Here is an 11331-nt window from a genome sequence, read left to right on the forward strand (position 1 = left end):
TTTTGTGTGCATAATATAACTATGTTTAAAAAATAGACAGTGTTCACAATCACAACAGGAGGGGAAAATGCCAGAGTATATTCAAGGTGATAATCATTTTGCAAAATCCTATCAAGTTATGAAAGAGGTTTTGAGGGGTGATTATGTAGAGACTCCTTCTAGAATACCTTTTAGTACTCCAGAGGATAAAAATGGTGAACTTACTATTGTTTGTTCTTTAAAATTAGGAAATAGAACTGTAGAAATCAATGAGAAACAGGGAGTTGGCACACTTCATGCTTTCTTTTTAGGTTTGCGTTCTGCTTTATTTGCAGATTTTCAAACTTTAAAAACTGTTACAACTCTTAGTTTTAAACAGGAGTCAATAGGTAGGCAAAATAGTATTTCTCGAAATCCAAAAAATGATAAATTGTATGAGTTTGGCTTTGGAGTAGCTGTTAAAACTAGTTTAACTATTAAAAATGGCAAAGGAAGTGAGTTTACTTTTGAAAAAACTTCTTTAGATTGTATTCAAGCACCACTTTTGTTGGTTTTGGAAGCTGTTTTATTTTTTGTAAATAGTGAAGAAGCTTACAGAAGAGCTAGGAGGAGATTTGCAGATAGTAAATCTGATTCTGGATATATTCAAGACAGTATTTTACCAACTTTGACAAAGAATAATGATTATAGATGTATTGCTAAAAGCATAAGAGAAGAAGCAGACAAAGAGCGTGCAAAACTTCCAAAACAAGGAGGAATTGCAATGCCTTTGAAACATTATAATGACTAAACACACAAACCAAAAGGTATAAATCATGAGAAAAGGGGTAAAGATTTTTTTGGCAATATCAGTATTTTTATTGTTTGGTTCTAGTTTTACTTTTGCAGAGGGGTTTAGACCTTCTATTGCTGTGCCAGATGATATAGATTTTCAAGATTTGGAAAAAGATACTTTGGAACAAGTCTTGCAAGAAGTAAAAGAAATAAAACAAGAATTGAAAGAATTAACAGTGGAATATAAAAAAGCCACAAAAGATACTACGGATTATATTTTTGTGAGTGGTAAACAGTGGAGTAAAACCACTACAAATTTGACGGCTTCGTTTATTATTATCGATGACTTGGAAGATAATTATTTTTTTATGATTGGATATTTGTATCCGCCAACAGAGTTAACAGATACAAAAGATCTTCCAAAGGATACGGCGTCAATTTCTTACCGCGAATTTAATATTCAAGGTTCTGCAAATTGGCTACCAATCCGTTGGAATAATTTTGATAGTGTAAAGGATTATTGTAAGCTTGGTTTAGATTTTGGATTTGGTTTTTATTTCAATTGGCAGGCTGGATTGCGAATCAAAAACCATGAAGTTGGGCTTGGTTTAGACATAGAAATTCCAGATCCAGTTGTGAATTTGGAAGATGGTTTAGGTTTCCAAATTCTAATGGTAGGTACGATAAGCCATGCTGTGATTGTAAGCGGTTGTAGAGCAACTGCAGATTATTCTGCATGCTTCCTAACTGGAGGAGCACGCTTTTAATGAAAAAACAAAAGTTCTTCAAAAAACAAAACTCCCTATTTTCAATAGGGAGTTTTTTAATTGAAATAATTAACAACTATCAATTAACAAAGAACAAAAGTAAAAGATGGACTAACGTTTTAATTTAATTGTTTATATTCTAATTATACTGCACAAGTATACCTTCGACTCCACTTCGTTCTGCTCAAGATGACGTAAAATAATCACGTTATCCTGAGCGAAATGTAGCGAAGCGGAATGCAGTCGAATGGATCTCGTTTTTGATTCACAATATTTTAAAAATAAAATTATATAGAAAAACATTAAAGATTTTCTAATATTTTTTGTGTAATTTTGTTTTCTGCATTTTTTAGTGTTTCGTTGGTCAAAACAAAACGAACTTCTGTAGAATTTCCTGTTGGTCTAAACTCTCTAGAAATTTTTATAGCATTAAATGGTTTTACAGTTTTCAAAATTCCATATATTGAATTATTTTGTTTTGGATGTTCGTGCAAAAGTAGTACTATTTTTGCATCAGGTGAAGTTAGGATTAAATCATCAAAAATATCATTTAAATCTTTCACATTTGTTCCAGTTCTTACAAAATTATCACTAGTAATGGTGGACCACACAAACTTTGACTCAATATTATTTTGTAAATTTGTCAAAACATCTCCCCATAATTTTAATGTAGAAAGTTTTTTATTTTTGTATAAATTTTGTACAACTTCTTGCCTATTTGCTCCAAGTTTTATGAGTTGGCTTGCAATCATCAAGGTACGCGGACGAATTTTTGGAGATTGAAAACTTTTTGTATTTACAATCATTCCAGTAAGTAGCGCATTTGCAATATCACTATCCAAATGTTCTGAAGCCAACTTGTTGATAAGTAGATATACAGTTTCAGAGATAGAAGTAGATGTAATGTTTACAAAATTGATATGACCAAAATGTTCATTTTCTGTACTAAATCCTACATTTAAAATCGGTGTATCGAAAAATAATTTTGTATTGTTTCTATAAATTTTTCCTAAAGATTCCAATTCTACTACTCCAACCGTTACAATTAAATCGTATTTAAATTCAGTTGAACGCATTTTTATTTGGTCTGGCAAAAATGCTCCATTTTTTGGAGTGATAGAAATGCTCAACTTATCACCAGCTACACTATAGTTTACTTCTTTTAGACCATTTTTTGTTAGATCTACTTTTATAATACATCTACGCAAATCTTCAAATTTTGAAGTTATTTTTTTTGTTTCTGGAAGAAAATTTAGCTGTTCAGGATTTTTAAAACTTTCTGATATAACATCTACATTTTTACCTAATTTTTTGAAAAACAAAGAAAGCGCAATCGAACTTGCGATAGCGTCGTGATTTCCATTTTTTGGGAAGCATACAAGTACATTCTTTTTATTCTCCAGTACTTGGTTAATTTGTTCTACTAATGTTAATACCATATTGGTGATATGTATAGTAGATAATATTATCAATTTGTGAGCATAATGTCAAGCAGAAAAACAAAAAATAGTAAATAAATATGCCAAGTATTTTTAATAAATAAAAAACCGTACTGCAAATAGTACGATTTTGTGAGTTTTAGAAAATTCTTTTTTCTCTTGCTTCTTTCTTTTCTCTTTCTTTTTGTGCTTTTTCTATATTTATTTCTTCTTGTTTGTGTTTTCTTCCATCAAGCCAAAAAGTTCGTGCAATTACAAATTCATATCCTGTCGTAAGTAAATCTCCAGTATCTGGATTTCTTGGAAGGATAGATTCGATAGCTTGAGAAAATATAACACGGTCTTGACATTCTACAATTTCTTTCAATGTATTATTTCTATTATATATTTTTCCAATAAAAAAGTTATTCTATTTATCATAGTAAATCTATATCTTTTGTGTCCATCAAACCTACGAATTTCAAATTCACAAACTTGAATTTCTTCACCTTTAGAATTTTTTGAAAAATGATTTTTTGTAAAAGTCAGACCGAGCATAATTTTCTCCTTGTGGTACTGGTAAAATGAACCAATATTAAATTACCATTTTTTACGTATTTTGTAAAGTTAAATAATCATTATTTTCCCTTTTTACAACTTTAACAACCGGAACAAGTGTAGCGATAGAACATTTAGAACACTTATTAGTTGATTTTTTAGTGAATTTCTTTTAAACTACAAGGAGAAATGAGATTAAACTTGAAAATACATCTTTACTGAATACAAAAATTGTTATGAAGGAATTAGATAAGGCATACGAGCCAAAAAAGTTTGAGGATAAAATTTACAAAAGTTGGGAAGACTCTGGATTTTTTAGTCCAGACGAATGCGTTAAAAAAGGTGTTACAAAAAAAGATGCAAAACCTTTTTCAATAGTATTGCCTCCGCCAAATGTGACAGGAACACTTCATATGGGGCACGCTATGATGCTCGCTATTGAAGATGTGATGGTTCGTTATCACAGAATGAAAGGAGATAAGACTTTGTGGCTTCCTGGGACTGATCATGCTGCAGTTGCAACAGAGACAAAAGTAGAAAAAATGTTGATAGACGCTGGAATGCAAAAACCAAAAGAAACTTTAGGAAGAGAAAAATTTTTGGATGAAGTAAGAAAATTTGCACAAGAATCTCACGACACAATAGTCCATCAAACAAAAAAAATAGGAGCAAGTTTGGATTGGGGTCGCGAGGCTTTTACGCTGGACGAAAAAAGACATAAAGCAGTAAACACAGTTTTCAAAAAAATGTTTGACGACGGTCTTATTTACCGCGGTCATAGAGTTATCAACTGGTCTGTTGCTGGGCAATCTACTTGTAGCGACGACGAACTTGTGCATTTGGAGCGTCCTACAAAACTCTACACTTTTAAATATTCCAAAGATTTTCCAATTGAAATTGCAACAACACGCCCAGAAACAAAATTGGGTGATACTGCAGTTGCGGTAAACCCAGAAGACAAAAGATATAAAGAATTTGTTGGGCAAACTTTTAGTATAGATGTGGGAGCTTTTAAACCCTTAGAAATAAAAATAATTGCAGACGAAGAGGTAAATCCAGAATTTGGAACTGGGGCTGTTGGTGTGACGCCTGCTCATAGCAAAGTTGACTTCGAAATGTACGAAAGGCAAAAAGCAAAAAATGAACCAATTGAACTTATTCAAGTAATTGGTGAAGATGGAAAAATGAATGAAAACTCTGGAAAATATAAAGGACTTACAGTTTTGAAAGCACGAGAAAAATTTGTAGAATATTTAGAAAGTGAAGGTCTTCTTGTTAAAACAGAAGATATAACACAAAATGTTGGAACTTCTGACAGGTTTAAAGATGTTGTAGAAGCATTACCAAAAACACAGTGGTTTGTAAATGTGAATAAAAAATTTGTACTTCCAAAATCAAACTTAAAAGGTGTGGAAAGTGGGAGTGAAGTGACACTAAGAGAATTGATGCAAAAAGTTGTTCAAAATAAAGAAATTGAAATTTTACCAAACAGATTTGAAAAAACTTATTTTCATTGGATAGACAATTTGCGCGACTGGTGTATTAGTCGCCAGATTTGGTATGGGCATAGGATTCCTGTTTGGTACAAAGGCTACGAGGTTTATTCTGGAGTAGAAGCTCCAGAGGATGATGGTTGGGAGCAAGATCCAGACACACTGGACACATGGTTTAGTTCTGGAATTTGGACATTTTCAACACTTGGCTGGCCAGATGATCTAAAAGATATGGAATTTCACCCAACTTCTGTTTTGGAGACAGGGTATGATATTCTATTCTTTTGGGTTGCAAGAATGATTCTAATGACGACTTATACTTTGGGCGAAGTTCCTTTCAAAACTGTGTACTTGCACGGAATGGTAAGAGATGAAAAAGGAAGAAAAATGAGTAAATCTATAGGAAATATCATAAACCCACTAGATATGATAGAAAAGTATGGCACAGACGCCACACGACTTTCTTTGCTTATTGGTGGAACTCCTGGAAATGATATGAAATTGTCCGAGGAAAAAGTTGCAGGATTTAGGAATTTTACAAATAAACTTTGGAATATTTCTAGGTTTATTTTGATGAATATAGAAAATCCACAAAAAGATATTGAGCGACCTGAGCCAAAAACTTTGGCGGATAAATTTATTTATTATAAATTGGATAATTTAATACATTTATCAGTGGTTAGCTTAGAGAATAATATGTTTTCTAAAGTTGGAGAAAGATTGCGAGACTTTACTTGGGGAGAATTGGCAGATTGGTATTTGGAAATTGCAAAAGTTGAAGGAAATAAACCTGAAATTTTAAATTATATTTTGAATACAATTCTTAAACTTTGGCATCCATTTATGCCATTCGTCACAGAAGCGATTTGGCAAGAAGTTTATGGTGAAAATGAAGTATTAATGGTAGAAAAATATCCGGAATCTACAGGAGATGAGCAAAAATATATTTCTGAATATGATAAGTTTTTCTTTTTGCAAAATTTTATTACAGAAATTCGTGTAAAAAGAAATAATAACAAAGTAAAACCAAAAGAAAAAATCGATGCATTTATTTTAAGTGAGAAATATAAAGAATTGTTTACTCAAAATAGTGAGATAATTAAAAAATTAGCAAACATATCTGAGTTGAATTTTGTAGATGAAGCTCCAAACAATAAAAATTTGATTAAGTTTGCGACTAGAAATTATACAATTTATTTAGAGATAGATATAAACCTAGAAGAGCAAAAAGAAAGAATCCAAAAAGAAATAGATTTTGTAGCGCCGTTTGTAAAGGTTTTGGAAGGAAAATTAACAAACAAGAATTTTGTGCAAAATGCTCCTGTAGAATTGGTAGAGGAAGAAAGAAAAAGATTGGAAGAGGCAAAAGAAAAATTAGATAAATTAAAAAGGGATTATGAGCGACTACTTCTTTAACTATAAATTTTTATAATTTTGAGGATTTTTTTTCTAAAATTTTTGAAGAAATGTGGTAATATTGGTGAAAAAATTTTAGGTAAAAAATATCGAAATTTAGAAATTTAGACCAAATAAGTATTCGGTTATATTCCCCACAGCTTAAACAAATATAAAAATATGGAAATAAATACTGATGCACAAAAAATTGAAGAGATTTTGACCAGATCTGTGGATACAATTTATCCAACAAAAGAAAAGTTTGAGGATCTTTTGAAATCTGGAAAGCAACTACGAATTTATACTGGAATAGATGCGACTGCAGACTATGTTCATTTGGGACATTCCACAAATTATATAATGCTAAAGAGATTGCATGAATTGGGGCATAAGATTATAGTTTTGGTTGGGGATTTTACTGCAATGGTAGGAGATCCAACAGACAAAACTTCTGCAAGAGTTCAGCTTACAAAAGAGCAAGTTTTGGAAAATTCAAAAACTTTCAAAGAGCAAATTGGAAAAATTTTAGATTTTGAAAACACAGAAAATCCTATTGAGTTTAAATTTAATTCTGAATGGTTGGAGAAGATGTCTTTCAAAGATGTTGTGGAGTTAGCATCTCATTTTACAGTACAGCAAATGCTTGAGCGTGATAGTTTTGAAAAGAGAATTGAAGATAGTAAGCCACTTTATGTCCATGAATTTTTCTACCCACTTATGCAAGGTTACGATAGCGTAGAATTGGAAGTAGATGTGGAAATTGGTGGAACAGACCAAACTTTTAATATGCTTGCTGGTAGAACTTTGCTGAGACAGTATAAAAATAAAGAAAAAATTGTTGTGACAGGAACTTTACTAGAAAATCCTGTGACAGGAGAAAAGTTGATGAGTAAAAGTTTGGGAACTGGAATTGGATTGAACGAAGAACCAAACGAAATATTTGGAAAAGTGATGGCACTACCAGACGAAGCAATTGCGCAGTGTTTTGAAGGTTGTACTTATCTGCCAATGAGTGAAATTGAAACCATAAAACAACAAATGAAAAATGGAGAAAATCCTCGTGATTTCAAAATGCAATTGGCAGAAACCATAGTAAAGATGTATTATGGAGATAGTGAGGCAGGAAATGCAAAAGAGTATTTTATAAATACATTTGCAAAAAAACAGACACCAGAGCAAATTCCAGAACTGAAACCTACAGAAAATAATATCATCGTAGTATTATTGGAAGCTGGATTTGTAAAAAGCTCTTCAGATGCCCGCCGAGCTATAGAGCAGGGTGGTGTGAGAGTAAACGAGGAAAAAATAGATGATTTTAAATATGAGGTAAAAATAGGTGACATAATTCAAAAAGGAAAAAGATTTTTTGTAAAAATTATATAAATGTTAGACGAATTGAAAAAACAACTAAAAGATTTACTATCTTTTGAAGTAAAATTAGAATTTCCACCAAATAAGCAGATGGGTGATTTGGCGATCTCTTGTTTTGATTTGGCAAAAGAACAACAGAAAAATCCTGTGGAAATAGCAGATGATTTGTCACAAAAAATAAAATCTGGAAATCTAGAATTGATTGAAAATGTAGAAAGCAAAGGACCTTATGTAAATTTATTTTTGAGCACTAATGTTTTGGCTGTAAAAATATTAGAAAAAATAGAAAATAATGAAAAATATGGTTCAAATAATTTGGGTAAAGGTAAAAAAGTTTTGATTGAATACCCGTCGCAAAACACTCATAAAGAGTTTCATGTTGGACATTTGCGCAATGTTTGTATAGGAAATGTTCTTGTAAATTTGTACAAAAAATCTGGTTACAATGTGACGCCTATAAATTATATAAATGATTTTGGTGCACATGTGGCAAAATGTTTGTGGGGAATTCAGTTTTTGTATAATGGTAAAGAGCCAACAGAAAATAAACAAGAATGGCTTGGAAAAGTGTATGCAGAAGCAACAAAAGAAATAGGAGACGACCCTGCAAAAAAAGAAGATGTCGCAGAAATTCAAAGAAAATTGGAAGCAAAATTTGGTGATATTTATGAACTTTTTCAAAAAACAAGAGAGTGGAGTATGGAAGGTTTTAACCAAATTCACAAAGAATTGGGAGTAAACCACGAACAAACTTTTTTTGAAAGCGATATAAAAGAAAATGGACAAAAGAAAGTTGACGAACTAATTGAAAAAGGTCTTGCAAAATCTGGAGAAGGTGGTGCAATTATTGCAGATTTGGAAAAATATGGATTGGACATCGCACTGCTTAGAAAATCCAACGGAGCTGGGGTTTATATGACCAGTGATTTGGCTTTGGCAGAATTAAAAAAAGAAAAATATCCAGACATAGACGAGAGTATAAATATTACAGGAGTTGAACAAAATTTTTACTTCAAACAACTTTTCAAAATTCTAGAATTGAGTAATTTTGATTTTAAAATGACTCATATTGGGTATGGACTTGTAAATTTGCCAAGTGGAAAGATGTCTTCTAGAAAAGGAAATGTGATTTTGTACAAAGATGTGTATGAACAGGTTTTTGAATATTTGTTAAACGAAACAAAACAAAGACACATAGATTGGAGTGAAGAAAAAATAAATGAAAATGTAAAAAAACTTACACTTGCTGGAATTAAATTTAGTATGCAAAAACATGAAGCATCAAAAAATGTAGTTTTTAATATTGAAGAATCAGCTGGAATTTCCGGTTATACCGGACTTTATGTTTTGTACACAGTTGCGCGTATCAATAGTATTTTGCGAAAAGTAGAAAACATAAACTATCAAAATAAAAAAAGTGAACTAAAAGAAAATGAAGAAAAAGTAGTATTATTGAAACTTTCTCAATATGAAGATATCTGCAAAAAAGCTTTGGAAGATTACAACCCTTCTGTAATTACTAGGTATTGTTTTGAGTTGACCTCAGTTTTTAATGATTTTTATGCAAAACATAGAATAGTGGAAGCAGAAACAGAAAAGCTTAAAGTTGGTAGAATTTTACTTTCTACCGCTGTAAAAAATGTACTAAAAAATGCACTTGAAATTTTATCTATTGAAACCGTGGAAGAGATGTAAACATTTTGTGTTCATTGTGTCATTGTTTTTATTTTTAGTTTGTTATAAAATATCTATTATAATAAGATAAGTTTATCCTATAAATTTAACCCATAAAAATATGTTTCAAAAACCTTCAGAAGATATTACTACTACAAATAAAGAAAAATACCAAGAAGACGAAGTGGAAACAGTCGTTGGGCCTTCTGTTCATGTGGAGGGTGATTTTAATTCAGCCGGGAATATCTTAATAAAAGGAAGTGTTGCTGGGAGAGTTTCTACCGATAAACTACTTACAATAGAAGAGGGTGCAAAAGTTTCAGCAGACATAAAAGCAGGGGATTCAATAGTTTCTGGAGAAATAATTGGAAATGCAAAGATAGAAAATAGACTAGAACTTACTCAAACCGCTAGAATTACAGGGGATATAAAATGTAATATTTTGGTTGTGCATGCTGGTGCTTTGGTAAAAGGTAAAATTATGATGCCTGGACTTGAGTCTGTTGAAAAAAATAGTGCGAAAAAAACTTCTACGCGTTCTCGCGCAAAATCAAAAAAAGAAGATTCAGAGGAATAATTATTTTAAGACAGAACTATTGTTTATATTATGTATGTCTATTTATATGACAATTTTTTGAGGCAGAAGAAATATGACTCAATACTGAAAGCAATTGAAACTAGGTTGACAGACTTTGGTGTTGCGGGTAAGATAATTCGACTCCAACCTTTTACAAATTCCGAAGTTTTGATTCAAGATGAAATAAGGCGCGGTGCAAAAACCGTTGTAATTGTTGGTGATGACAATACTGTTGCAAAGGTTTTGTCTAGATCTGCTGCAACAGATATTTTATTTGGATTTTTGCCTGTTGGGAAAAATAATACTGTAGCAGATGTTTTAGGAATTCCTGTTGGAGAGTTGTCTTGTACTGTTTTGTCTAAAAGAAGAAAGATAAAATTAGACATTGGGTGGGTAAACAACAGATATTTTATTTCTCAATTGCATATTCCAGCAAGTGATATAAAAATTGAATACGATGAAAAGTTTACTGTTTCATCTAACAACGGAAAGATGGAGTTGGTAGTGTGTAATTTACAACCTTTTGTGTGGAAGAGAAAAAGAAAAGGAGATATAGTTGTTCATCCGCAAGATGGAAAGTTGGAGGCATTTTTGCGCCCAGCAAAGAAAAAAAAGATGTTTGGTGATAAATATGAAGATCCGAGTATTTTTCCTTTTGAGGAGATGTCTGTGTCTTCCCACAAGCCTTTTATAATGGAGGTGGATGGTAAATCTTCAAAAGAAACAAGAATTACAATAAGGTTGGCAAAAAGTAAAATAAAAATGATAGTTGGTAAGAATAGAAAGTTCTAAAACAAAATAAATAAATTTTTGCTCAGGTGGTGAAACTGGTAGACACGCAGGCTTGAGGGGCCTGTGGGCGCAAGCCCGTGGAGGTTCGAGTCCTCTTCTGAGCACAAAAATAATACATTTTAATAGATGTATTATTTTTGTGCTCAGAAAGAAACTGAAATGCTTCAGTTTCGTGAGGAGAGGAGTTGCGAAAATTTTCCGTTAGGGAGATTATTTGTGACCGAGTCCTCTTCTGAGTATAAACAAAAAAAATCACCCAAAAATAGGTGTATTTTTTTGTTTATTTAATCCTTTTTATTAATTTTATCATAAAAAACATAATCCTTACCATCAAAAATGAATGGTTTCCATTCACTATCAATCTCCACAATCCCAGCCAAATCACCATTTGGTTGAGTGTGAATATTATATACACCATCAAACTCCTTCCCACCAATCCTATCAATAATCCTATCACCAACAAAAAGTTTCCATTTATAATCAACCCTCACACCCCCAGCCAAATCACCATTTGGTTGAGTGTGAATATCTTC

Annotated in this window: 11 protein-coding genes and 1 tRNA gene; 8 read left to right on the forward strand and 4 right to left on the reverse strand. The window is 31.8% G+C overall.

What is annotated here, in order from left to right; all coding sequences use genetic code 11:
* Positions 1–67: 67 nt before the first annotated feature.
* The gene (locus tag L3J07_04770; GenBank protein MCF6277114.1) at positions 68–769 is read left to right on the forward strand and encodes a hypothetical protein; all 702 of its coding nucleotides are present in this window, start codon (positions 68–70) and stop codon (positions 767–769) included.
* A gap of 25 nt (positions 770–794) precedes the next feature.
* Positions 795–1520 carry a hypothetical protein gene (locus L3J07_04775; protein ID MCF6277115.1) on the forward strand — a complete coding sequence of 242 codons (726 nt, stop codon included), beginning with the start codon at positions 795–797 and terminating at the stop codon, positions 1518–1520.
* A 302-nt stretch (positions 1521–1822) separates the two neighbouring features.
* Here the strand turns inward: L3J07_04775 and L3J07_04780 are convergent, their stop codons facing one another.
* The 3 genes from L3J07_04780 to L3J07_04790 all read right to left on the reverse strand — a co-directional run bounded on the left by L3J07_04780 (position 1823) and on the right by L3J07_04790 (position 3496).
* Positions 1823–2959, reverse strand: coding sequence for a hypothetical protein (locus L3J07_04780; GenBank protein ID MCF6277116.1), 1137 nt, complete (start codon positions 2957–2959; stop codon positions 1823–1825).
* A gap of 139 nt (positions 2960–3098) precedes the next feature.
* Positions 3099–3326, reverse strand: a complete 228-nt coding sequence (locus L3J07_04785) for a hypothetical protein (GenBank protein MCF6277117.1) — start codon at positions 3324–3326, stop codon at positions 3099–3101.
* Complete coding sequence (locus tag L3J07_04790; protein ID MCF6277118.1) at positions 3323–3496, reverse strand: hypothetical protein; 174 nt, start codon at positions 3494–3496, stop codon at positions 3323–3325. The genes L3J07_04785 and L3J07_04790 overlap by 4 nt, the downstream gene beginning before the upstream one ends.
* 236 nt (positions 3497–3732) lie before the next feature.
* On the opposite strand from L3J07_04790, the gene L3J07_04795 reads away from it, so the two are divergent.
* From L3J07_04795 to L3J07_04820, 6 genes are all read left to right on the forward strand, one after another.
* Positions 3733–6405, forward strand: coding sequence for a valine--tRNA ligase (locus L3J07_04795; protein MCF6277119.1), 2673 nt, complete (start codon positions 3733–3735; stop codon positions 6403–6405).
* Positions 6406–6564: 159 nt separating this feature from the next.
* Positions 6565–7767 (forward strand): tyrosine--tRNA ligase, encoded by a 1203-nt coding sequence (tyrS, locus tag L3J07_04800; protein MCF6277120.1) that lies wholly within the window; start codon positions 6565–6567, stop codon positions 7765–7767.
* Positions 7768–9450, forward strand: coding sequence for an arginine--tRNA ligase (gene argS, locus L3J07_04805; GenBank protein MCF6277121.1), 1683 nt, complete (start codon positions 7768–7770; stop codon positions 9448–9450).
* A 100-nt stretch (positions 9451–9550) separates the two neighbouring features.
* Complete coding sequence (locus L3J07_04810) at positions 9551–10006, forward strand: polymer-forming cytoskeletal protein (GenBank protein MCF6277122.1); 456 nt, start codon at positions 9551–9553, stop codon at positions 10004–10006.
* 30 nt (positions 10007–10036) lie between these two features.
* The gene (locus L3J07_04815; protein ID MCF6277123.1) at positions 10037–10798 is read left to right on the forward strand and encodes a hypothetical protein; all 762 of its coding nucleotides are present in this window, start codon (positions 10037–10039) and stop codon (positions 10796–10798) included.
* 20 nt (positions 10799–10818) lie between these two features.
* A tRNA-Leu gene (locus L3J07_04820) sits at positions 10819–10902 on the forward strand.
* Between the two features lie 180 nt (positions 10903–11082).
* Here L3J07_04820 and L3J07_04825 read toward each other — a convergent pair.
* Positions 11083–11331: hypothetical protein (locus tag L3J07_04825; protein MCF6277124.1), on the reverse strand; the 249-nt coding region annotated here is incomplete at its 5' end.

The sequence above is a fragment of the Candidatus Magasanikbacteria bacterium genome, from assembly GCA_021648085.1.
GTDB lineage: Bacteria > Patescibacteriota > Patescibacteriia > Magasanikbacterales > UBA922 > JAKITS01.

Coding starts and splice junctions, on each gene's coding strand:
- L3J07_04770 (MCF6277114.1), top strand. CDS start 68: ATGCCAGAGTATATTCAAGGTGATAATCATTTTGCAAAATCCTATCAA.
- L3J07_04775 (MCF6277115.1), top strand. CDS start 795: ATGAGAAAAGGGGTAAAGATTTTTTTGGCAATATCAGTATTTTTATTG.
- L3J07_04780 (MCF6277116.1), bottom strand. CDS start 2,959: ATGGTATTAACATTAGTAGAACAAATTAACCAAGTACTGGAGAATAAA.
- L3J07_04790 (MCF6277118.1), bottom strand. CDS start 3,496: ATGCTCGGTCTGACTTTTACAAAAAATCATTTTTCAAAAAATTCTAAA.
- L3J07_04795 (MCF6277119.1), top strand. CDS start 3,733: ATGAAGGAATTAGATAAGGCATACGAGCCAAAAAAGTTTGAGGATAAA.
- tyrS (MCF6277120.1), top strand. CDS start 6,565: ATGGAAATAAATACTGATGCACAAAAAATTGAAGAGATTTTGACCAGA.
- argS (MCF6277121.1), top strand. CDS start 7,768: ATGTTAGACGAATTGAAAAAACAACTAAAAGATTTACTATCTTTTGAA.
- L3J07_04810 (MCF6277122.1), top strand. CDS start 9,551: ATGTTTCAAAAACCTTCAGAAGATATTACTACTACAAATAAAGAAAAA.
- L3J07_04815 (MCF6277123.1), top strand. CDS start 10,037: ATGTATGTCTATTTATATGACAATTTTTTGAGGCAGAAGAAATATGAC.